This window comes from Variovorax sp. JS1663 (assembly GCF_002157355.1).
Classification (GTDB): domain Bacteria; phylum Pseudomonadota; class Gammaproteobacteria; order Burkholderiales; family Burkholderiaceae_C; genus Variovorax.
In genome coordinates this window covers 127652-150381 of record NZ_LYMK01000013.1, presented here as the reverse complement: position 1 = coordinate 150381, position 22730 = coordinate 127652, and the positions used below count along the sequence as shown (strand labels likewise).

At 70.0% G+C, this 22730-nt stretch carries 19 protein-coding genes; 12 read left to right on the top strand and 7 right to left on the bottom strand.

Going from position 1 to position 22730, the window contains the following annotated elements:
- The 3 genes from A8M77_RS13550 to A8M77_RS13540 form a co-directional block, all read left to right on the top strand.
- On the top strand, positions 1–3277 hold a 3277-nt coding region (locus tag A8M77_RS13550; protein ID WP_086922024.1), incomplete at its 5' end, for an NB-ARC domain-containing protein.
- Between the two features lie 34 nt (positions 3278–3311).
- Positions 3312–4535, top strand: coding sequence for a S8 family peptidase (locus A8M77_RS13545; RefSeq protein WP_086922023.1), 1224 nt, complete (start codon positions 3312–3314; stop codon positions 4533–4535).
- Between the two features lie 85 nt (positions 4536–4620).
- Positions 4621–6138: an AMP nucleosidase gene (locus A8M77_RS13540; RefSeq protein WP_086922022.1), complete on the top strand. Its 1518-nt coding sequence runs from the start codon at positions 4621–4623 to the stop codon at positions 6136–6138.
- A 137-nt stretch (positions 6139–6275) separates the two neighbouring features.
- On the opposite strand, the gene A8M77_RS13535 is transcribed toward A8M77_RS13540, so the two are convergent.
- Positions 6276–6968, bottom strand: a complete 693-nt coding sequence (locus A8M77_RS13535; protein WP_086922021.1) for an ArsR/SmtB family transcription factor — start codon at positions 6966–6968, stop codon at positions 6276–6278.
- A 51-nt stretch (positions 6969–7019) separates the two neighbouring features.
- On the opposite strand from A8M77_RS13535, the gene A8M77_RS13530 reads away from it, so the two are divergent.
- On the top strand, positions 7020–8174 hold the full coding sequence (locus tag A8M77_RS13530) for a cytochrome P450 (RefSeq protein WP_086922020.1): 1155 nt from the start codon (positions 7020–7022) through the stop codon (positions 8172–8174).
- A 5-nt stretch (positions 8175–8179) separates the two neighbouring features.
- Here the strand turns inward: A8M77_RS13530 and A8M77_RS13525 are convergent, their stop codons facing one another.
- Positions 8180–9136 carry a pyridoxamine 5'-phosphate oxidase family protein gene (locus A8M77_RS13525; RefSeq protein ID WP_086922019.1) on the bottom strand — a complete coding sequence of 319 codons (957 nt, stop codon included), beginning with the start codon at positions 9134–9136 and terminating at the stop codon, positions 8180–8182.
- Positions 9133–9777: a glutathione S-transferase family protein gene (locus A8M77_RS13520; RefSeq protein ID WP_086922018.1), complete on the bottom strand. Its 645-nt coding sequence runs from the start codon at positions 9775–9777 to the stop codon at positions 9133–9135. Before A8M77_RS13520 ends, A8M77_RS13525 begins: the two co-directional genes overlap by 4 nt.
- A gap of 118 nt (positions 9778–9895) precedes the next feature.
- Here A8M77_RS13520 and A8M77_RS13515 point away from each other — a divergent pair, with 118 nt between their 5' ends.
- From A8M77_RS13515 to A8M77_RS13505, 3 genes are read left to right on the top strand one after another with little or no spacing between them, the layout of a single operon-like run.
- Complete coding sequence (locus A8M77_RS13515; protein ID WP_086922017.1) at positions 9896–10780, top strand: LysR family transcriptional regulator; 885 nt, start codon at positions 9896–9898, stop codon at positions 10778–10780.
- A gap of 35 nt (positions 10781–10815) precedes the next feature.
- The gene (locus A8M77_RS13510) at positions 10816–11757 is read left to right on the top strand and encodes an ATP-binding cassette domain-containing protein (protein WP_238136814.1); all 942 of its coding nucleotides are present in this window, start codon (positions 10816–10818) and stop codon (positions 11755–11757) included.
- Positions 11758–12585, top strand: coding sequence for an ABC transporter permease (locus A8M77_RS13505; protein ID WP_086922015.1), 828 nt, complete (start codon positions 11758–11760; stop codon positions 12583–12585).
- A 33-nt stretch (positions 12586–12618) separates the two neighbouring features.
- On the opposite strand, the gene A8M77_RS13500 is transcribed toward A8M77_RS13505, so the two are convergent.
- Positions 12619–13746 carry a DUF445 domain-containing protein gene (locus A8M77_RS13500; protein WP_238136813.1) on the bottom strand — a complete coding sequence of 376 codons (1128 nt, stop codon included), beginning with the start codon at positions 13744–13746 and terminating at the stop codon, positions 12619–12621.
- A gap of 89 nt (positions 13747–13835) precedes the next feature.
- The gene (argE, locus tag A8M77_RS13495; protein WP_086922034.1) at positions 13836–15047 is read right to left on the bottom strand and encodes an acetylornithine deacetylase; all 1212 of its coding nucleotides are present in this window, start codon (positions 15045–15047) and stop codon (positions 13836–13838) included.
- A gap of 303 nt (positions 15048–15350) precedes the next feature.
- Between argE and A8M77_RS13490 the strand changes: the two genes are divergently transcribed.
- Both A8M77_RS13490 and A8M77_RS13485 read left to right on the top strand, forming a co-directional pair.
- Positions 15351–16565, top strand: a complete 1215-nt coding sequence (locus tag A8M77_RS13490) for a M20 aminoacylase family protein (RefSeq protein ID WP_086922014.1) — start codon at positions 15351–15353, stop codon at positions 16563–16565.
- Complete coding sequence (locus tag A8M77_RS13485) at positions 16562–17659, top strand: M14 family metallopeptidase (RefSeq protein ID WP_086922013.1); 1098 nt, start codon at positions 16562–16564, stop codon at positions 17657–17659. Before A8M77_RS13490 ends, A8M77_RS13485 begins: the two co-directional genes overlap by 4 nt.
- A gap of 1 nt (position 17660) precedes the next feature.
- Here A8M77_RS13485 and A8M77_RS13480 read toward each other — a convergent pair whose 3' ends face one another.
- On the bottom strand, positions 17661–18785 hold the full coding sequence (locus A8M77_RS13480; RefSeq protein WP_086922012.1) for an ABC transporter substrate-binding protein: 1125 nt from the start codon (positions 18783–18785) through the stop codon (positions 17661–17663).
- Positions 18786–18856: 71 nt separating this feature from the next.
- Here A8M77_RS13480 and A8M77_RS13475 point away from each other — a divergent pair, with 71 nt between their 5' ends.
- Genes A8M77_RS13475 through A8M77_RS13465 form a run of 3 tightly spaced genes read left to right on the top strand, consistent with a single transcriptional unit; the run spans position 18857 to position 22372 of the window.
- Positions 18857–20881, top strand: a complete 2025-nt coding sequence (locus tag A8M77_RS13475; protein ID WP_086922011.1) for a molybdopterin-containing oxidoreductase family protein — start codon at positions 18857–18859, stop codon at positions 20879–20881.
- Positions 20878–22041 (top strand): aminopeptidase, encoded by a 1164-nt coding sequence (locus A8M77_RS13470; RefSeq protein WP_086922010.1) that lies wholly within the window; start codon positions 20878–20880, stop codon positions 22039–22041. Before A8M77_RS13475 ends, A8M77_RS13470 begins: the two co-directional genes overlap by 4 nt.
- Positions 22034–22372, top strand: a complete 339-nt coding sequence (locus A8M77_RS13465; RefSeq protein ID WP_086922009.1) for a polyhydroxyalkanoic acid system family protein — start codon at positions 22034–22036, stop codon at positions 22370–22372. The genes A8M77_RS13470 and A8M77_RS13465 overlap by 8 nt, the downstream gene beginning before the upstream one ends.
- 99 nt (positions 22373–22471) lie before the next feature.
- Here the strand turns inward: A8M77_RS13465 and A8M77_RS13460 are convergent, their stop codons facing one another.
- The gene (locus tag A8M77_RS13460; protein WP_086922008.1) at positions 22472–22726 is read right to left on the bottom strand and encodes an acyl-CoA-binding protein; all 255 of its coding nucleotides are present in this window, start codon (positions 22724–22726) and stop codon (positions 22472–22474) included.
- Positions 22727–22730 lie beyond the last annotated feature (4 nt).

Sequence of the window (22730 nt, the reverse complement as noted above, 5' to 3'; positions counted from 1 at the left end):
GCCCAGTCTGGGCCATGCGCTGGCCGGGCAGCTCGACTGCGCGGTGCTGGCCATGCGCTACCCCGTGGGCGACGGCTTTGCCACCGAACTCATGCTCGCGCTGTACGAGAAGCTGCTCGACAAGCAGCAGAGGCTGCCCGCAGCGCTGCACCTGGCACTGCAGGTCGCACTCAAGGGGCCCATCGCCTCTTCGGTGCTGGCCGGGCTCACCCCGGTGCTGCTCGGGGCGCGGGCTGGCGCGCTGCAGCTGGCCCCACCCCAGCGCACCGGGCCGATCACCCTGCCCACCACCGGGCTGAGCATCGGGTTTCCGCCGCAGCCACAGCGCTTCGTCGGGCGGCTGCAGCCGATGCTGCATGCCAGCCAGGCCCTGGCACCACACAGCGCCCGGCGCGCCGTGCTCTTTCACGGCATGCCCGGGGCCGGCAAGAGCGCCTGCGCGCTGGAGCTGGCCTATCGGCATGAGCAAGGGCGCTTCAGCGGCCATGTCTGGTACCAGGCGCCTGAGGCCGGCAGCGACATCGCCTCGGCGCTGTACAACCTGATGCACGAGATCCAGCGCCAGTTGAACGCCCCCGAACTGGGGCTGACTGCGGCGCTGGACGACCCGCAGCGCTTCGGCCACTACACCCTGCCGCGCCTGCGCGCACTGCTCGAGCAGAATGCCTTCCTGCTGGTGCTGGACAACCTGGAGACGCTGCTGACCGACAGCGACCAGTGGCGCATCCCGCTGTGGGGCGAGGTGCTGCACACGCTGCTGGCGCACCAGGGGCTGTCGCGCGTGGTGCTCACCAGCCGGCGCGTGCCCGCCGCGCTGGCGCGCGACGAGCGGGTGCAGATCGAGCCGATCCATGCGCTGAGCTTTGCCGAGAGCGTGCTGCTGGCGCGCGAACTGCCGCGGCTGCGCACGCTGTTCGCCGCCGAGGCCGACCACGCGCTGCTGCGCCAGACGCTGCGCGTGGTGCAGGGCCATCCCAAGCTGATGGAGCTGGCCGATGGGCTGGCCGCCGATCGCGTGGCGCTGCAGCAGCGCGTGCAGGCAGCCGAGGCGCAGTCGGCCGCCAGCGGGGAGTTGCTCGACGCCTTCTTCGCCAAGGGCGGCACGCGCGAGGGCCAGAGCCGGCAGCAGCCCGAGCAGTTCGTGCAGGCCCTGCAGGGCTGGACCGGCGACGTGCTCGCCCGGCTCACGCCCACCGCGCAGCGGCTCTTCGGCTTCTTGTGCAGGCTGGAGGCGGAGGACCGAGAGCACGCGGTGGTGCTGGCCAATTGGGACGACACGCTTGCACGGCTGGGGGATGCGGACGCAGCCGCGGTGGCAGCGCGGGCCGAACCCGGGCAGGGGCTGGAGCCGGCGCTGCAGGCGCTGGAGGAGGCCGGGCTGGTGGAGGTGGTGCGCTCGGGCCCGGACGCAGCGCAGCCCGGGCACGCCCGCTACGACATCCATCCCGGCGTGGCCGAGGCAGCACTGGCCGGCGCCGACGCAGAACTGCTGCAGGCCACCGACATCGAGCTTGGCAGATTCTTCAACACGCTCGTCTTGCGCGGCCTGAAGACCGAGAGCGAGGGCGGTGGGGCGGTGGTGGAGGAAGCAGCCCGCCGTGGGGTGCCGTACCTGATGCGCACCCAGCGCTGGGGTGAGGCTGCGACGCTCCTCGAACGGCTTCTGCAGCGCGACAAGAGCCCGGACACGATTGCCTTCGCGCTGCCGCTGCTCGAACGCATCGCCCAGGCCACTGCCGGCAGCGAGCGGGAGCTTCTCGATCAGGGCCTCTTGGCCAAGACCCTGGCGAAGGCAGGCCGTCAAGACGAGGCCGAACGCCGCATGCGCGACCTGATCGACCGAGCCCGCGCCTTGGGCCAGTACCGGGTGGCCTCTGCGGCTGGTAGCGACCTGATGATCCTGCTGCGGAACGCCGGCCGGTCGGGCGAGGCCCTGCAGGTTGCCGACGCAAAGGCCGAGGACACGCGCAACGCAGGGTTCGGCCCCTGGACCCAGCTCGCCGACGAGAGTCGGCGCCTGCAGATGCTCGTCGCACTCGGTCGCTACGACGAAGTGCGCGAGGCGTTCGAGCGGCTGCGGCCGCAGATGGCTGCGCTGCCGGAGGTCAGTGAGGTGGATGAAGCTGTGGACCCCTGGAACGTGCGCGAGACACTGCTCGATACGGGTCGCACGGCCGCGCTGCATTCGAAGCGCTACGAGGATGCGCTGATGCTGAGCGAAGAGATCATGCAGAGTACGCGGGTCCGCGGCGCCGGTGCGTTGGAATTGGCGGCCACCCACTTCAACGACTACGGACCACTGCTGGAACTCGGGCGTCTGGACGACGCGCGCACCTTGTTGCTCCACTGCCGGAGGGTCTTCGAAGCGGAGCGAGACCCCGAGGGGCTGGGCAAGGTCTTCTCTGCGCTCGCTGAACTTGAGGACAAGACGGGCGCGCCGGACAAGGCGGCGGGCTTCGAGCGTTGGGCCCTCGGCTACAAATATCAAGTCGGCGATCCCGACGGCTGTTCGATCAGCCACCACAACTTGGCGAACTATCTGGAGCGATCAACGAGCGAGTCGCCGCAGGCGCTGGCCCATCGGCTGGCGGCCACCGTGTTGTGCGTGCAGATTTGCTCGGGGCACTTGCCGGTGACATTGCGGGCATTGGCCAGCCGCAACCTCTCGCCTCGCCCCCTGGCATTTGCAGACGTGGTCCGACAAGTCGAGGCGGTGCCCGGCGTGCGCCTGGCCGCGCTGTTCGAGCGGCTGCCGCGTACGTTTGCTGACGGGGACGCAGCGCTGGCGACAATCTGGCAGATGGCTCTTGAGGAGAGGGAGCAACGAGCTGGGAAGACACAGGTGCTGGCGGCGATGCCGCCGGCAATCCAGGCGGCCTTCGAGCTCGAAGGCGAAGCCTTTGCGCAGGCGCTGCGTGCGGCCCTGCAGGCCCTGCCCGCGGACGAAGCAGTGCACACGCTGCAACGGCTGCGCGAGGGGGGCTTGATTGGGACTGGCGGTGACACCGAGGGCGAGCGCACCGCCAGGCTGCTCGAACAGTTCGAGCCCCTGCTGCTAGACATCGCTGCGGTGGCGCGGGGCGACGGCCAGGCAAGAACGGCGCTCGAGGCGGTGCTCACCGATCTGGAGGGAAAGGGTTTCAAGCTGGTCGAGCCGGTGCAGCGCATCTGGGCCGGGGAACGCAACGAAGCCGAGCTCGTGGCGGAGCTCGATGCGGTCGATGCCCGGCTGGTCGCGCGGGTGTTGGAAATCCTGTCTCGACAAACGGGCGAGTGATCGTCGATGACCAGTAGTGAGGGAGCAATCGAACATGGACAAGGAAGCCTATCTCGTCCTCAGAGTCACCGGCAGCGATAGCGATGCCGGCTTCGACCTGTTGGAGAGCGCGGTTCGCTCCGGCGAGAGCGCCGCGCCTGCTTCGGCGCAGGTCGAATACCGTGTCGACAGCCAGGTTCTGGACGAGCAGGAGCTCCGCGAGCTGCGCCATGACCGAGAAGTCGCTGTCATCGCCCAACCGATGCCCATGCAGCGCATCGAGCCGATTCCCCGCGCCGCCTCGGCGCAGGAGCCTGCGCCCATCGACGGTGCCACCTGGGGCGTCCACGTGACGGGCGCCCTGCAGAGTCCCTACCTCGGCTATGGCGTCAGCGTCGCCGTTCTCGATACCGGCATCGACGCCAGCCACGAGGCTTTTCGCGGTGTGGAACTCGTGCAGAAGGACTTCACCGGCGAAGGCGATGGCGACACGGACGGCCACGGAACGCATGTCGCCGGCACGATCTTCGGCCAATCGGGAAGCGGGCCCCGGTATGCCGTCGCACCGGGCGTGCGCCGCGCGCTGATCGGCAAGGTGATCGGGCAACGGCAATCCACCACCACCAAGGACATCATCGATGCCATCCAGTGGGCGGCCGATGAGGGCGCCCACATCGTCAACATGTCGCTGGGTTTCGATTTCCCGGGACTGGTGCAACGCTGGGCCGAGCGCGGATTGCCGGTGAAACTCGCCACCTCGCGTGCGCTTGCCCAGTATCGGGACAACGTGCGGTTCTTCGATGCAACGATGAACCTGCTGCGCGCGCGGGCCGCGCGCTTCAACAGTGCCCTGGTGGTCGCCGCGGCGGGGAACGAAAGCCAGCGTGAGACGAGGCGAGACTACGCCATCGAAGTCTCTCCGCCCGCGGCAGCGGACGGCACGGTGGCCGTGGCGGCACTGCGATCCCTCGGCGCGCCACACACCGCGCTCGGCGTGGCGCCCTTCTCGAACATCCGGGTCGCGCTGGCCGCGCCCGGTGTCGACATCTATTCCGCACAGCGCAATGGAGGCTACGCCTTCAAGAGCGGAACGAGCATGGCGAGTCCGCATGTTGCGGGCATCGCGGCGCTCTGGGCCGAGCGGCAATTGAAGCGGACCGGCCAGGTCAACGCGGGTGCCCTGGATGCGCAGCTTCGCGGCAACGCCCGGCTCGACCGTCTGAAGGATGCCCAGTACCTGGACGTCGGCGAAGGCTTGGTCACGGCCCCTCGCGACTGAGAGCGTGGACGCCAAGAGTCGTGAGGCGATGCGATGAGTCGGAAGGGTGTGCGCCGGCCCCGTGGACGCATAGCACAATGCCGGCATGCCCTACATGCCCACCTTCGTCGCCCCGGCCCGCTTCAATGACCCCGTCGCTGCCCTCGAGCAGGTGCGGCTCATCTACGACGGCGGCCTGAAGCACCTGCGCGAGGCGATGGCGCGCTTCGTCGCCGGGGAGAGCCTGCCGGGCCGGGTGCGGGCCTGCTATCCCTTCGTGCGGGTGCACACGCACACCGTCTCGCGCCGCACGCCTGCGGCCAATGCCTGGCTCAGCTACGGCTTCGTGGCCGGCCCGGGCCGCTACGAGACCACGCTGACGCGGCCCGACCTGTTCGAGCGCTACTACCGCGACCAATTCCGCCTGCTGCTGGAGAACCACGACGTCGAACTGGAGATCGGCACCAGCACCCAGCCGATCCCGATCCACTTCTCCTTTGCCGAGAACGATCACATCGAGGGTGACCTGAGCCCCGAGCGGCGCGCGCTGATGCGCGACGTGTTCGACCTGCCCGACCTGGGCGCCATGGACGACGGCATCGCCAACGGCACCTTCGAGGCCCGGCCGGGCGAGGCGCAGCCGCTGGCGCTCTTCACCGCGGCGCGGGTGGACTACTCGCTGCACCGGCTGCGCCACTACACCGGCACCGCGCCCGAGTGGTTCCAGAACTTCGTGCTGTTCACCAACTACCAGTTCTACATCGACGAGTTCGTGCGGCTGGGCCGCGAGGCCATGGCCGACGAGAACAGCGAGTACATCGCCTTCATCGAGCCCGGCAACGTGGTCACGCGCCGGCGCGGGCTGGCGGCGGGCTCGAGCGCCTTCTACGGCTCGCTGCTCGACGGCAGCCAGGGCACGCCGCCCGGGCGCCTGCCGCAGATGCCGGCCTACCACCTGGTGCGCGAGGACTGCAGCGGCATCACCATGGTCAACATCGGCGTCGGGCCGGCCAATGCCAAGACCATCACCGACCACGTGGCGGTGCTGCGCCCGCATGCCTGGATGATGCTGGGCCACTGCGCCGGCCTGCGCCAGGGGCAGCGGCTGGGCGACTACGTGCTGGCCCACGCCTACGTGCGCGAAGACCACGTGCTGGACGAGGAGCTGCCCCTGTGGGTGCCGATCCCGGCGCTGTCGGAGATCCAGCTCGCACTGGAGAAGGCGGTGGCCGATGTCACCGGCATGGAGGGCCCTGCACTCAAGAAGATCATGCGCACCGGCACTGTGGCCAGCACCGACAACCGCAACTGGGAGCTGCTGCCGGGCAACCAGCCGCAGCGCCGCTTCAGCCAGAGCCGCGCGGTGGCGCTGGACATGGAGAGCGCCACCATCGCGGCCAACGGCTTCCGCTTCCGCGTGCCCTACGGCACCCTGCTGTGCGTGAGCGACAAGCCGCTGCACGGGGAGATCAAGCTGCCGGGCATGGCCAACCATTTCTACCGCGAGCGGGTCGAGCAGCACCTGCGCATCGGCATGGCCGCCATCGAGGTGCTGCGCAGCGAGGGCACCACCCGGCTGCACAGCCGCAAGCTGCGCAGCTTCGCGGAGGTGGCGTTTCAGTAGCTCTCCCCCAGGCGCCCCCACTTCGTGTGGTGCGCCAACCCGCTCACCGGGGGCAACACCGGCGGCCCGGCAAAGCCGGTTCCGCGGTGTTTCCCGAAGGGGCGTCGCTGCGCTCGCCGCCAGGGGGTGTGGTCGCTTCAGGACAGGCCGAAGAGTTCAGGCATCTCGCGCCGCGCTTTCGGCATCAGCGCCAGCGCCCGGCCGTCGAGCTCCTGCCGCACCCAGCCCCGGCGCAGCGCCAGCTGCAGGCAGGCCGCGCCGAGCGCGCCGCCGAGGTGCGGCCGCCGTTCGCTCCAGTCCAGGCAGGCGCAGGCGAAGCGGCGGCGCGAGCGCCGCGCCTCGGCGACGTCGATGCCCAGGCTCTCCAGTGCCAGCGCGCCCTCGGGGCTGAGCTCGTAGGCGCCGCCCTCGGCCACGGCGTGCAGCCAGCCCTGGGCATGCAGCCGGTCGTGCAGCGCCACGCCGGCGGTGCCGGCCATGTGGTCGTAGCAGGTGCGGGCAACGCGCAGCCGGCTGGGCGTGGAGGGCTGGAAGCCGCTGCGCGGCGCGCCGGCCACCACCAGCAAACCCTCGAGTACCGCGGCCACCTCGCTGCCTGCGAGCCGGAAGTAGCGGTGCTTGCCCTGGGCCACCGATTCCACCAGGCGCTGCTCCTTGAGCCGCGCCAGGTGGGCGCTGGCGGTGGAGGCCGCGACCTCGCCCACGGCCGCCAGCTCGGTGGCAGTGCGGGCATGGCCGTCCAGCAGGCAGCACAGCATGCGGGCGCGGGCGGGTTCGGCGATGGCGCCGGCCAGGCGCGCCAGGTGTGAGTCGGCGGTGGGTGCATCCATATTTCGATGCTAGGCGAAGTGTGGGCGCACGGGAAAGGCCACACTGCGGGCATGAACGACTCCCTCGCCCCACCGGCCGACGCCATCGCGGCCGTCACCCATCCTGATCCCTACCCCTGGTACGCGCGCCTGCGCGAGGGCCCGGCGCTGGTGCGCGACGAGGGCCTGCGCCTCTGGGTCGCGAGCCGTGCCGAGGTCATGCGCGAGGTGCTCGCGCATCCCGCGATGCGCGTGCGGCCGGCGGCGGAGCCGGTGCCGCGCGCCATCGCCGGCACGCCGGCCGGCGAGTTGTTCGGCCGGCTGGTGCGCATGAACGACGGCGCGCCGCACGCGGCCCACAAGCCGGTGCTGCAGCGGGCCTTGGCCGGGCTCGACCTGGGGATTGCGCGGGCCGGCATGCGGCGCATCGCGCCGCAGCTGCCGGCCGCCACGGCGGCCGAAGCTTGCTTCACGTGGCCGGTGGCGGGCGTGGCCCATCTGCTGGGCTTCGACGACGAGGCCTTGCCGCCGCTCGCGGCCTGGACGCGCGACTTCGTCGCCTGCCTGTCGCCCTTGTCCAGCGAGGCACAGTTGCAGGCCGCGAGCGAGGCCGCAGCCGCCCTGATGGCGCGCTTCGAGGCACTCGTCGCCGCGCGGCCTGCCCGCGAGGACAGCCTGCTCGCCGCCGTGCGCGGGCAGGCGCCGGACGACGGCTCGCGCGCGCTATTGGCCAACCTGGTCGGCCTGCTGTCGCAGACCTGCGAGGCCACCGCCGGCCTGATGGGCAACAGCCTGGTGGTGCTGGCGCGCGAGCCCGGGCTCCATGCCCAGATCACGGCGCAGCCCCTGCTGCTGGAGGCGCTGGTGGCGGAGACGGCGCGCCACGACCCGTCGGTGCAGAACACGCGGCGCTTCGCCGCCGAGCCGCTGACCGTGGCCGGCACCGCGCTGGCCGCGGGCGATGCAGTGCTGCTGGTGCTGGGCGCCGCCCACCGCGATCCGGCGCTGAATCCGGCGCCCGACCGCTTCGACCTGCAACGTGCCGAGCGCCGCATGCTGGGCTTCGGCCATGGCCTGCATGCCTGCCCGGGCCAGGCGCTGGCTTGCACGCTGGCAGCCGCGGGTGTCGAGGCGCTGCTGGCAGGCGGGCTGGATCCGGCCGGATTGGCCGAACGCGGCTGGGACTACCGGCCGTCCGCCAACGCGCGCATCCCGGTCTTTCGCTGAGCGGGTCAGGCGGTGGCGCGCCAGCGGCCGGTGGCTTCCAGGAAGGGCGACAGGCTGGCCGGCCCGAAGCGCAGGGGCAACGCGGCGGCAGCATGCCGGGCCGCCACCACCCGCATGCGCAGCAGCCGCTCGGCGCCTTCGAAGGAGGCGAGTTCCGCGCCATCCCACAGCACTTCCGCCGTCACCGCCACCTGGAGCAGGTCGCCGCTGTCGAAGTCGACGAACAGCAGTCCGGCCACGGGGTTCACCGCGATGTTGCCCAGCGTGTTGAAGAAGAAGTTGCCCATGAACTCCGGCACCGTCATCGTGTCGTCGTCGTCCAGGCGCACGAAGCCCGGCCGGCCGCCGCGGTGCGAGACGTCCACGCCATGGGCCGGCGCGCCGGCCCGGCCCGCCGACGGATGCGCGGTGGCGATGAAGAAGGTGTCGGCCGTGCGGACCATCTGCCGGGCCCGCGCGTCGAGGCTTTCCATGCGCGGTCCGAAATGCGCGTCTGCCGCGCCACCCGTGAAGAACGGCTCGCGCGCCTGGATGTATTTCGGGCAGTTGCCGAAGCTCTGACCGACCTCGACCGAGAAGCCGCGGCCGTCGATCGCTTCCACTGCGCCGTTCATGCGGTTGCGCCGGCGCGTGTGCGGCTCGATGCCAAGCAGCGCGATCGGCGCGCCGGTCGCCAGCGCACCGGCCAGCGGATCGCTCGCCATCGGCAAGGCATCGATGCGCAGGTGGCGCGGATCGGGCGAATGCGCGAAGCCGGGCGGCGCCGCCAGTATGCTGGCCCAGGGCTGGCCTTCGGCATCGAGGCTGCCCGCGACCAGGAAGGGCAGTTGCGCGAAGAAGCTGCGATGCTGGTCCGGCATGTAGTCGCGCAGCACGCGCGGCCCGATCTCGGCCATGCGCTCGGCGACGCCGGCGCGCGCCTGCAGCCGCCGCTCGCCTTCGTGCCAGGCCGCCGTGGTCATGCTGCCAGCCCGATGGGTGAACGAAGCATCGGGACGAAGCCCGGCAGCGCCTCGATGCGCGCCAGCCAGTCCCGTACGCGGGGATAGGCTGCGAGCGATACGTTGCCTTCGGGCACATGGGCCACGTAGCTGTAGTTGGCGATATCCGCGAGGGTCACGCTGTCACCGGCCAGGAAGGGCTGCGTGGCCAGCTCCTGCTCCATCACCTTCAACAGGTTGTGGGAACGCGCGATCACGTCGGAGGGGTCGGTGGCCAGCCCGAAGAGCACGATCACGCGGGCCATCGAGGGCCCCTGCGCCAGCGGGCCGGCCGCCACCGAGAGCCAGCGCTGCACGCGTGCCGCGCCCAGCGCATCGCGCGGCAGCCAGCGCGCCGGGTCGGGGGCGTAGTGCTCGTTGAGGTAGAGCAGGATGGCGTTGGAATCGGCCAGCGTCACCTCGCCGTCCTGGATCACCGGCACCTGGCCGAAGGCGTTGAGACGCAGGAACTCGGGCCTGCGCTGGGCGCCGGCCCGGAGGTCCACCTCGACGACTTCGAAGGGCAGGTCCAGCAGCGAGAGGAACAGGCGCACGCGGTGGCAGTGGCCGGAGATGGTCGAGTTGTAGACGGTGATCGGACGGGCAGGGCGGGCGGCGGGCATCGGATTTCTCCATGTGGGGGAAGAGCTCCGATTGTTCTTTGCTGCCTTCCTTGGAGTAATGGGGGCAGGCGTATTTCACTGCTGCAGTTTCCGGTCTAATCCGCGGTCTAATCGCGCCATGGACCGCCTCAAAGCCATGCACACCTTCGTGCAGATCGCCGACCACGGCAGCCTGACCCGGGCCGCCGATGCGCTGGACAGTTCCCTGCCTGCCGTGGTGCGCTCCCTGGCGGCGCTGGAGGCTCACCTGGGCGTGCGCCTGTTCCACCGCACCACGCGCCGCATCAACCTGACCGAGGAGGGGCGCCAGTACCTCGCGAGCGCACGCGAGGTGCTGGCCGCGGCCGATGCCGCCGATCGCGCGCTCTCCACGGAGGCGGCCGAGCCGGCCGGGCAGCTCACCGTCACCGCGCCGGTGCTGTTCGGTCACATGTACGTGGCGCCGGCGATCGTGCGATTCCTGAAGCGCTACGACAAGATGCGCTGCAGCGTGCTGCTGCACGACCGCACGGTGAACCTGCTGGAGGAGGGCATCGACGTGGGCATCCGCATCAGCCCGCTGGAAGATTCGTCTCTGGTCGCGCAGCAGCTCGGCAGCATCCGCCGGGTGGTGGTGGCGAGTCCGCAGTACCTGCGCGAGAACGGCGTGCCGCGCCATCCGCGCGAATTGCTGCATGCCAACTGTGTGCGCGTGATGCCCGGGGCGCCCGTGCACTTTCGCGAGAACGGCCGCAGCTTCACGGTCGCGGCGCGCGGCAATCTGGAGTTCAACCACATCGCGCCGGCGGTGGAGGCCTGCGCGGCGGGCATGGGCTTCGGCTTCTTCTTCTCCTACCAGGTGCTGCTGCTGGTACGGGAGGGGCGGCTTCGCATTGTGCTGGAGGCCTTCGAGACGGCGCCGCGGCCGGTGAGCGTGATCTACCCGCACGCGCGCCTGCTGCCGGCCCGCACGCGGGCCTTCATCGACTGGATGAAGGACGAATTCCAGGGTTTGAATCTGTGACCGGGCCGCCTTCGGCCTTGCGCCAAAATGCCCCGGTGTCTTCACCCGCCACATCTTCCCCGCTGTTCCAGGCCAGCCACCTCTTCAAGCGCTACGGCGATGTCACGGTGGTCGATGACTTCTCCTTTGCGATCGAGCCCGGCGAATGCCTGGGTGTGATCGGGCCCAACGGCGCCGGCAAGACCACGACCATCCGCATGTGCCTCGGACTCACCGCACCCGACGGCGGCTCCATCGAAGCGCTGGGCGGGCTGACGATGCCGCGCGATGGGCGCGCGATCAAGGCGCAGCTCGGCGTGGTGAGCCAGTTCGACACGCTGGACCCGGACTTCAGCTGCGCCGAGAACCTCATGGTCTATGCGCGCTACTTCGGCATGAGCCGGCGCGAGATCACGCCGCGCATCCCGCAACTGCTGGAGTTCGCGGCCCTCTCGCACAAGGCCGATGCCAAGCCGGGCGAGCTGTCGGGTGGCATGCGCCGCCGGCTGTCGCTGGCGCGGGCGCTGGTCAACGACCCGAAGCTGCTGATGCTGGACGAGCCCACCACGGGACTCGACCCGCAGGCGCGGCACCTGATGTGGGAGCGGCTGCAACTGCTGCTGCAGCAGGGCAAGTCGATCCTGCTGACCACGCACTTCATGGACGAGGCCGAGCGCCTGTGCTCGCGGCTGATCGTGATCGACCATGGCCGCAAGATCGCCGAGGGCCGGCCGCGCGACCTGATCGCCGAGCACCTGGAGCCGGACGTGGTGGAGGTCTATGGCAACGGTGCGCTGGCCCTGGCGCAGTCGCCGCTCAAGGACTTCGCGGCGCGCGTGGAGGTGAGCGGCGAGACGGTGTTCTTCTACACGCAGGACGCGCGCGGCCTGCTGAATGCGCTCGATGCCCACAAGGGCCTGCGCACCTTCCATCGGCCCGCCAATCTGGAGGATCTGTTCCTCAAGCTGACCGGCCGCCAGATCCGAGAGGACGGCTGAATGAGCGCCCTGATCCATGACGCATTGCCTGCGACGCCCTCGGTGTGGCGTCCGCCCGAGCTGTCGATGCGCTGGTGGCCGGTGTTCCTGCGCAACCTGCTGGTGTGGCGCAAGCTGGCCATTCCCAGCCTGATCGGCAACATCGCCGAGCCGCTGATCTGGCTGGTCGCCTTCGGCTACGGCATGGGGGCGCTGGTCGGGCGGGTGGAGGTGGCGGGCACCTCCGTGCCCTACATCCTGTTCCTGGCCAGCGGCTCGATCTGCATGAGCTCGATGAATGCCGCCTCCTTCGAGGCGTTGTACTCGGCCTTTTCGCGCATGCACGTGCAGAAGACCTGGGACGGGATCATGAACGCGCCGGTGGGCCTGGACGACGTGGTGCTGGCCGAAATGCTGTGGGCGGCCTTCAAGGCGATCTTCACGACCACTGCGATCCTGCTGGTGATGCTGGGCCTGGGCATCAGCCACAGCCCCAAGCTGCTGGTGGCCTGGCTGGTGCTGGCCGGCGTGGGCGTGACCTTCTCGTGCATCGCGCTGATCTTCAATGCACTGGCCAAGGGCTACGACTTCTTCACCTACTACTTCACGCTGTTCATGACGCCGATGATGTTCCTGTCGGGCGTGTTCTTTCCGCTGGAGCAACTCCCCGACGTGATCCACCGCATCGCGAACTGGCTGCCGCTGGCCAACGCGGTGGCGCTGGTGCGGCCGCTGTTCATGGACCAGTGGCCGGCCGATTGGTGGCGGCATGCGGCCGTGCTGGTGGGCTACACGGTGGCGGCGTACTGGGTGGCGCTGGGGCTGACGCGGCGGCGCTTTCGGGCCTGATCCGCCGCGCGGGCCACCGCTCGGCGCCCGGGCTCAGCCCAGCGCCTGCGTGACCGCGTGGATCGCCAGCCCGACCAGCCCGCCGACCAGGGTCCCGTTGATCCGGATGAACTGCAGGTCCCGGCCGATGTGCTTCTCCAGCTCGACGCTCATCTCTTCCGCGTTCCACTGCCCCACGCGCTCCACGATGTAGCGGCGGATGTCCTCCCGGTAGCGCTCGATTGCGCGCGGTGCGGCGTCCAGGACCTGCTCGTTGATCCAGCGCCGCATCGCCTCGTCGGCCGACAGCCGAGTGCCCATCGTGCCGGCCAGGGCGACGATGCGCTGCCGGATGCTCGATCCGCTGCTCGCCAGGTCCTCGTGCAGCCAGGCCAGCAGCTCGCTCCACAGCCCGTGGAGGTAATCGCCGATGGCGGGGTGTGCCTGCAGCTCGGCGCGGATGGCCTCGCCGCGGCGCTGGAACTCCGGGTCGGTCTTGAGCCGCTCGACGAACTCGCGCATGAAGGCGTCGAAGCGCAGGCGCATGGGGTGGGCCGGGTCGCCCGCCATCTCGGCGACCGTGCGCGCGGCCGCCGCCACCACCTTGCGGGTGGCAAGCCGGGCCGTGACCTGGTCCAGGCCCACGTAGCGCAGCGCCCGGATCTCGCGGGCGATGGCGTCGGTGATCTGCAGCTGCACCTCCTCGCCCTCGACCGCGGCGGCGACCTGCGCCAGCACGTCGTCCAGCAGCGCCTGGTGGCGGCCGTGGGCGGTCAGTGCGTCCAGCGCCTGGCCCGCCAGCCGCGCGATGTCGAGCTGGGCCAGGCCGGCCGTCGTCATGCGCCCGAGGAAGTCGCGCACGCGTGCGTTGTCGAAGGCCGCGAGGCCATAGCGCGCCGCCGCCACCAGGTGCTCGCCGAGGCCGGCCGCATGGGCCGGCTGCGAGAGCCAATGGGCCAGCCGCGTGGCCGGGTCGAACTGCTCGAGCTTGGCCAGCACCTGCGGCGTCGCCAGGAAGTTGTTGCAGATGAAGCCCGCCAGCCGCGCGCCGATGCGGTCCTTGTTGGACGGGATGATCGCGGTGTGCGGGATCGGCAGTCCCAGCGGATGCCGGAACAGCGCCACCACCGCGAACCAGTCGGCGATCGCGCCCACCATCGCGGCCTCGGCGAAGGCGGCCACGTAGCCCCAGGCCGGGTGCCGGGCCGCGAGCGCCGTCGCCGCCGCGTAGAGCAGGGCGGCGGCGCCGAGCAGGCCGAGGGCGACGCGCTTCAGCGGATCTCCCGGGTGGCCGCCAGCCCCTGCATGAACTGCTCGCAGCGCGCGAGCTGGGCCAGCGTCACGTACTCGTCGGGCTGATGCGCCTGGGTGATGCTGCCGGGGCCGCACACCACCGTCGGGATGCCGGCCTGCTTGAAGATGCCGGCCTCGGTGCCGAAGGCGACCAGCGCGGTGCCCGATTCGCCCGACAGGCGCTGCGCGAGCCGGGTGACCGGGTCGTCGGCGCTGCTCAGGAAGCTGGGGATCTCGCAGATGGTCTCGAAGCTGAAGCCGGCCTCGGGCGCGATCTTCTTCATGCCGGCCTCGAGGCGGTTGGCGTGCAGGCGGATCTCCTTCTGCATCCTCTGCGCGTCGGCCGTCGGCAGGTCGCGGAACTCGTAGCGGAACTCGGCGTCGCGCGGCACCACGTTGTCGGCGATGCCGCCGTGGAACTGGCCGACGCTGGCGGTGCTGAAGGGGACGTCGAAGCCGGCGTAGCGCGGCTCGTCGCGCTCGAAGCCCTCGGCCATGTCGCGCAGCTTGCCGACCAGGCGCGCCGCCATCTCGATCGCGTTGACCGAGCGCGGGGTCAGCGAGGAATGCGCCTCCTTTCCGCGCACGCAGCAGCGGTAGCGGTACACGCCCTTGTGGGCGATGGCCGGGACCATCATGGTCGGCTCGCCGATGATGCAGGCCAGCGGCCGGATGTCCTGCTCCTTCATGTCCGCGATCAGATCGCGCACGCCGAAGCAGCCGACCTCTTCGTCGTAGCTGAAGGCGAAGTGCACCGCGAAGGGGGAGTCGCTCTCGAGGAAGTGCTGGGCGTTGGCCAGCGCGATCGCGATGAAGCTTTTCATGTCGGCCGAGCCTCGGCCGTAGAGCCGGGGCTCGACCTGCATGGCCTCGCCGTCGTGCTCGTCCTGCGGCCAATCCTGCACGATGGCCGACAGCGGGTCCACGCTCCAGGCCTGGCCGTCCCACGGTACGGTGTCGGTGTGGCCCGAGACGATCACGCCGGCTGGTTTGCCCGCCCCCAGGGTGGCGAACAGGTTGGCCTTGGTCTTGTCGGCGTTGTAGGTGAGGCGGCTGCGCACCCCCAGGCCGGCCAGGTGGTCGCGGGCAAAGTCGATCAGTTCCAGGTTGCTGTGGGCGCTGACGGTGTTCATCCGCACCAGCGTCTGCGCGAAATCGAGGCTTCGGGTGGAGAGGTGGTGGGGCGGCATGCGGGCCATTGTCCCGGAAAGTTCTGCCCCGGCACGCTCACACGCCGTCAAACTGTCACCCGCGGTCGCCAGGCCGCACCATCGGCATCTACCCCGAGACCAAGAACCCGACCTACTTTCGCGACCTCGGGCTGCCGATGGAGGACAAGCTGATCGCCATCTCGAGGCCGCCGGCTGGAACAGCCGCGGCGCGCCGGTGCTGGTGCCGTCCTTCGAGCCGGGGAGCCTCAAGGATGGCCCCAACCAGCCTGGTGGCCGAGCCTGGGGGTGAGTTTTTTTTCTGCAAAGCCTAGACTCGGCCTCATGAAATTAATCGACTCCTTGGTCACCCAAGCGGGCGGCATCGCCGCCGTCCGGCGTGACCTCCATGCCCATCCCGAACTCTGCTTCCAGGAAGTGCGCACCGCCGACGTGGTGGCGGCCAAGCTGACGGAGTGGGGCATCCCGATCCACCGGGGCCTGGGCACCACCGGCGTGATCGGCATCGTGCAGAACGGCACCAGCCCCCGCGCGGTGGGCCTGCGCGCCGACATGGACGCCCTGCCGGTGACGGAACTCAACACCTTCGCCCATGCCAGCAAGCACCCGGGCAAGATGCACGCCTGTGGCCACGATGGCCACACGGCGATGCTTCTTGCGGCGGCGCAGCATCTGGCCAGGCACCGCAACTTCGACGGCACGGTCTACCTGATCTTCCAGCCGGCAGAGGAGGGCGGCGGCGGCGCGCGCGAGATGATCAAGGAGGGCCTGTTCGAGCAGTTCCCGATGGAGGCTGTGTTCGGCATGCACAACTGGCCGGGCATGAAGGCCGGCCAGTTTGCGGTCAGTCCCGGGCCGGCGATGGCGTCGAGCAACGAGTTCACCATCACCATCCGCGGCAAGGGCGGCCATGCGGCGCTGCCGCACACCGGCATCGACCCGGTGCCGGTCGCCTGCGAGATGGTGCAGGCCTTCCAGACCATCATCACCCGCAACAAGAAGCCGACAGAGGCCGGCGTGATCTCGGTCACCATGATCCACGCCGGCGAGGCCAGCAACGTCATCCCCGACGCCTGCGAGCTCAAGGGCACGGTGCGCACCTTCACGCTGGAAGTGCTGGACCTGATCGAGGCGCGCATGAGGAAGATTGCCGAGCACGTGAGCGCAGCGCACGACGCGGAGTGCGACTTCCATTTCCACCGCAACTACCCGCCCACCATCAACACGGCGGCCGAGGCGAACTTCGCCCGCCGGGTGATGGCCGGCATCGTGGGCGAGGACAACGTGCTGGTGCAGGATCCCGCGATGACGGCCGAGGACTTTTCCTTCATGCTGCAGGCCCGGCCGGGTGCCTATGCCTTCATCGGCAACGGCGACGGCAGCCACCGCGACCTGCACCATGGCGGCGGGCCCTGCATGCTGCACAACGCGAGCTACGACTTCAACGACGATCTGATCCCGCTGGGCGCGACCTGCTGGGTGCGGCTGGCGGAGGAGTTCCTGCGCAGCCCCGGCGTGGCCGAGGGGCGCGCCGCATGATCGGCGTCGGCGAGGCTTTCGCGCCCCGGTACGCGCAGGCGCGCCGCCGGTTTCTCGAGGCCTGCGCCGCCGCCGGGCTGGCCGTGCAATCCCACGTGCATCCGCTCCGGGGCCGCGATGGCGAGGAACTGGCGCTGGACGTCGCGCTCGACGGCGCGGCGGATGCCGACAGCCTGCTGATCGTCAGCAGCGGCTGCCACGGGGTCGAGGGCCATTGCGGCAGCGGCGTGCAGGTCTTCGCGCTGCACGATGCCGAGTGGCGCGAGAAGGCGCGCGGCCAGGGCGTGGCGGTGCTGTACCTGCATGCGCTCAACCCCCACGGCTTCTCGCACGGCCGGCGGGTGACGCAGGAGAACGTGGACCTGAACCGCAACTTCCTCGATTTCTCGAAGCCGTTGCCGGTCAACGAGGCCTATGCCAGCCTGCATGCACTGCTGCTGCCCGAGACCTGGCCGCCGACGGCGGCCAACCAGGCCGAGATCGATGCGCTGATCGCGCGCGAGGGCCTGGATTTCTATCAGGCGGCCGTCAGCCGCGGCCAATACCAGTTCGCCGACGGCCTGTTCTACGGCGGGGCCGCACCGACCTGGAGCAACCGGACCGTGCGCGAGGTGCTGCGCACCCATGCCGGCCGGGCGCGCCGGGTCGGCTGGATCGACGTGCACACGGGCCTCGGGCCCAACGGCATCGGCGAGCGCATCTTCGCTTGCCGCGACGATGCTGCGGCCTATGCACGCGCCAACGCCTGGTGGGGCACGCCGGCCGCGCCGGTGACCTCGATGTACGACGGTTCCTCGACCTCGGCCTTCCTGACCGGCCTGATGGCATTTGCCCTCGAAGAGGAATGTCCGCAGGCCGAGTTCACCGCGATTGCGCTGGAATACGGCACCGAGCCGATGCTGGAGGTGATGGCTGCGCTGCGCGGTGACCACTGGCTGCACCGGCACCCTGGCGCGCCGGCCGAGCTGGCCGAGGCGATCCAGGCGCGCATGATGACCGCCTTCTACAGCGACACCGACGCCTGGCGCGGGCAGGTGATCAGCCAGGCGCGGCAGGCGATGTTCCAGGCCGTCGACGGCCTGGCTGCGCGTTGAATCAGGTGCGGATGCGGCCGTCGCCGGTGATCATCGACAGCTCGACGAACTTCGACGCCACGTGGTTGCGCGGCGAGAAGGACACCTCGAAGCCGCCGAACTGCTGACGGTCGATGCTCTCCAGGCCGGCGATCAGGCTTTCGCGCGAGGGTTTGCCGGGCGCGCGGCGCAGGCCTTCCGTCAGCACCTTGGCGGCCAGGTAGCCTTCCATGCTGGAGAAGTTGGCCTGCGCGGCGCCATTGCTCTTTTTCACCGCGTCGTTGAACTCGCGCGTGATGGCGTTCGCGGCGTAGTAGGGCGAGGGCACGACCTGGCTGATGACCACGCCGGCACCTTCCTTGCCCAACTCGTCGGCCAGGGCCTGGGTGCCGACGAAGGACACGTTGTAGAAGGTGCCCCCGTAGCCCGCCTTGCGCGCCTCGCGGATGAAGGCGGCGCAGGACTTGTAGGCGCTCACCTGGACCACCGCGTCCGGCTTCTCGGCCACGATGGCCTTCACCGCCGCCGCGACGTTCGCCGTGTTGCGCTCCACCGTCCCGAGCGCGGCGGGCTTGAGGTTCTGCTGCGAGAGGGCCAGCGTCACGCCGTCCAGGCCCGCCTTGCCGTAGGCGTCGTTCTGGTAGAAGACCGCGATCCGCTTCAGGCCCAGGTGGGTGAGCTGCTTCACGATGAGCGCGGTCTCGTCGTTGTACGAGGCGCGCAGGTGGAACACGTTGCGTTGGAAGGGCTCGCGCAATGCCATCGCGCCGGTGAAGGGCGCGATGAAAGGCGTCTTCGCGCTCGCCGCCAGCGGCAGCGCCGCCAGGCTGGTGGGTGTGCCGATGTAGCCGAACAGGGCGAACACGTCCTCGTCGATCAGCTTCTTCGTGTTGGCGGCGCAGCGGTCGGGTTCGTAGCCGTCATCGAGGAACTTGATCTGCACGCCCCGGCGGCCGGGCAGCGCGTTGTGCTGGTCCAGGTAGAGCTTGGCGCCCTGGTGGAACTGGATGCCGAGCTGCGCGGCCGGCCCGCTGAAGGGGGCGGACTGGCCCAGCACGATCGGCGCCTCGCCCTGCGCCCGTGCCAGGCCGAAGCCGCCGAGCGCCGCGGCGCCCGCCGCGATCGAGAAGTGCCTGCGTTGGATCATCGTGAAAACCTCCTCAGCGCATCAGCGGCGCAGAACTTAGACTTGGCCGGATTTCCGCTCACCGGCCCACCATGAACTCCCCGACCCAGGTGCTCGGCGCCTGTCCCCACGACTGCCCCGACACCTGTTCCTTCGTGACGACCGTGCAGGACGGCCGCGCCGTCAAGCTGCAAGGCAACCCCGGACATCCCCATACCGCCGGTGCGCTGTGCACCAAGGTGTCCCGCTACATCGAACGCAACGAGCACCCCGAGCGTCTGCTGCAACCGATGAAGCGGGTCGGCCCCAAGGGCATCGGCCGCTTCGCGCCGGTAAGCTGGAATGCTGCACTCGATGACATCGCCCAGCAGTTGGGTGTATTCAAAAGTAACAATCCGGAAGCGATTCTGCCTTATAGCTACGCCGGCACCATGGGGTTGGTGCAGGGCGAATCGATGGACCGTCGCTTTTTCCACAAGCTCGGCGCCTCGCTGCTGGACCGCACCATCTGTTCCACTGCGGGTGGTGAGGCCTTAGGTTTTACTTTGGGCGGCAAGGTCGGCATGCGGGTCCAGTTCTTCGCCGAGGCGAAGCTGATCCTCATCTGGGGCAGCAATTCGATCGCGAGCAACCTGCACTTCTGGCGCCACGCCCAGGCGGCCAGGCGCGCGGGCGCCCGGCTGGTGTGCATCGACCCGCGCCGCACCGAGACGGCCGACAAGTGCGACGAGCACATCGCCCTGTTGCCGGGCACCGATGCCGCGCTGGCATTTGCGCTGATGCACGAGCTGATCGTGCACGACTGGCTGGACCACGACTACATCGCGCGCCACACCCTCGGCTGGGAGCAGCTGCGCGAGCGCGCCCTGCAATGGCCGCCTTCGCGCGCGGCCGCGGTCTGCGGCGTGCCGGAAGAACAGATCGTCGCGCTCGCGCGGGCCTACGGCACGACGCGGCCGGCGGCGATCCGCCTCAACTACGGCATGCAGCGGGTGCGCGGCGGTGGCAACGCGGCGCGTGCCATCGCCTGCCTGCCGGCCCTGGTTGGCGCCTGGCGGGAGCGTGCGGGCGGGCTGCTGCTGAGCAGCTCGGGCCTGTTCCCGGTGGACCGCGCCGCGCTGCAGCGGCCCGACCTGCTGGCCGGGCGGCGGCCGCGCACCATCAACATGAGCACCATCGGCGACGCGTTGCTGGACCAGGCGAATCCGATCCATGCGCTGATCGTCTACAACAGCAACCCGGTCGCGGTCGCGCCTGACTCGGGCAAGGTGGTGGCGGGCTTCGCGCGCGAGGACCTGTTCACCGTCGTGCTGGAGCAGTTCCAGACCGACACCGCCGACTATGCCGACTACCTGCTGCCGGCCACCACCCAGCTGGAGCACTGGGACATCCACACCAGCTACGGCCATACCGATGTGCTGCTGAACCGGCCCGCCGTGGCGCCGCGCGGCGAGGCGCGCAGCAATGCCTGGGTGTTCCGGGAGCTGGCGCGCCGCATGGGGTTCGACGAGCCCTGCTTCTCGGACGACGACGAGACGCTGTGCCGCAGCGCCTTCGCGCCGGGCGTGATCGACGTCGAGGCGCTGCAGGCGCAGGGCTTCACGAGCCTGAAGCTGCCCGAGGCGCCCTATGCCGATGGCGGCTTCCCTACGCCCTCCGGCCGCTGCGAGTTCTTCAGCGCGCGCCTGGCCGCGATGGGCCAGGACGGCCTGCCGGACCATGTGCCCAACCACGAGCCGGCCGGCAGCTCCACCGAGTTTCCGCTCGCGATGATCTCGCCGCCGGCGCGCAACTTCCTCAACTCCAGCTTCGTCAACGTGAAGAGCCTGCGGGCCATCGAGGGCGAGCCGCTGCTGGAGATCCACGAGAGCGATGCCGCGGCGCGCGGCATCGTCGACGGGGCGATGGTGCGCGTGTTCAACCGCCGCGGCGAGCACCGTTGCCGCGCCGAGATCTCGCGCCGCGCGCGGCCGGGCGTGGTGCACGGCCTGGGCATCTGGTGGCGCAAGCTGGGCGTGGATGGCACCAACGTCAACCAGCTGACCAGTCAGCTGCTGACCGACATCGGACGTGGGCCGACCTTCTACGACTGCCTCGTCGAGGTGGCAGCGGAATGACGCCGAGCCAGGTCCGCGGCCTTTCCCGCATGGGCCTGACCCTGGCCGCGTTGGCTTTGCTGGCCGGCTGCGCCGACCTCGGCTACTACTGGCAATCAGCCAGCGGCCACCTGGGCCTGATGCGGGCCGCCCGTCCGGTGCCCGAATGGCTGCAGGACCCGGCCGCCTCCGAGGCGCTCAAAGCCAAGCTGGAGCTGGCCCAGCGCATCCGCCGGTTCGCGGTGACCGAGCTCGGCCTGCCCGACAACCCCAGCTACACGGCCTACGCAGACCTGCACCGCGCTGCCGCGATCTGGAACGTGGTGGCCGCGCCGCCGCACTCGCTCACCCTCAAGACCTGGTGCTTCCCGGTCGCCGGTTGCGTGGGCTACCGCGGCTACTACGACGAGGCCGCGGCGCGAGCGGAGGCGACCGCCTTGGGCGACCAGGGGCTGGAGGCGGCGGCCTATCCGGTGCCGGCCTATTCCACGCTGGGTTGGATGAACTGGGCCGGCGGCGATCCGCTGCTGTCCACCTTCATCGGCTACCCGGAAGGCGAGCTGGCCCGCATCGTCTTCCACGAACTGGCGCACCAGGTGCTTTACGTGGCCGGTGACACTATGTTCAATGAGTCCTTCGCCACCGCGGTGGAGCGCATCGGCGGCGCTCGCTGGCTCCAGACCCAGGCCGGCGAGGCTGCGCGCCTCGAGTACGCGCAGTTCGACAGCCGGCGCCAGCAGTTCCGCGTCTTGACGGCACGCACGCGGCGGGCCCTGGCTGATATCTATGCCTCGAAAGCGGCGCGGGACCAGGACTGGGCGACGGTCGATGCGCAGAAGAAGGCGGCGATGGACGAATTCCGCCGCCGCTATGCCGAGCTGCGCGCGGACTGGAGCGGGCCGCGCCAGGGCGCCTACGACGGCTGGGTGGCGCGGGCCAACAATGCGCTCTTCGGCGCGCAGGCCGCCTACGACGAACTGGTGCCCGGCTTCGAGGCGTTGTTCGAGCGCGAGGGCCGGGACTGGCCGCGCTTCTATGCAGCGGTCAAGCGCCTGGCCGCGCTGCCGCAAGCCCAGAGATTGCAGGCGCTGCGCGTGGACGACGCGCCGCCCGCGGCGGCCGGCATGCCTGCCAAAGCACCCCAACACCAACAGCAACGACAGGGAGGGCCTGGTGCCTGACATCCAGATCGAACGCAGCCATGACCTGGGCCTGACAGCCGCGCGGGCGATCGCGCGCCGATGGGTCCGGCAGGTCGAAGAGGACTACGGGCTCAGCTGCAGCTACCAGGAGGGCGAGACGCAGGATCTCGGCCGCTTCAGCCGTGCAGGCGTCGATGGCCGTGTCGAGGTCAGTGCGGACAGCTTCAGGCTGCACGCGACCCTGGCCGGCCTGTTCGGCGGCTTCAGCGAGCAGATCGAGCAGCGCCTGCGGCAGAAGCTCGACGAACTGCTGGGCCGGGGTGAGGGCGAGGATGAGGACGACGCCTACAACGACAAGGATTGGTTGTGAGGCTCACCCCCAGGCTTGCTCGCTGCGCGTAGCCGCCAACCCCCTTCCCGGGGGGGCGTCGCCAGCGGCACGGCAAAGCCGGTTCCGCGGCGCCCACGCTCAACGCAGGGATTCGATCAGGTCGATGTACTTCTGCTTGGCCTCGTCGGCGCCCAGGCCCTTCTGGGCCGTCCAGGCGTCCCACTTGGCACGCGCGACGATGTCGCTGAAGCTGGGCTTCTTCTCGGTGTTGTCGCCGGCGGTCGCCTGCTTGAACAGGCCGTAGATCTTGAGCAGGGTCGGGTTGTCGGGACGCTCGGGGAGCAGGCGTGAATTGGCCTGGGCGGCTTCGAACTGGGCGTTCAGATCGGACATGGCG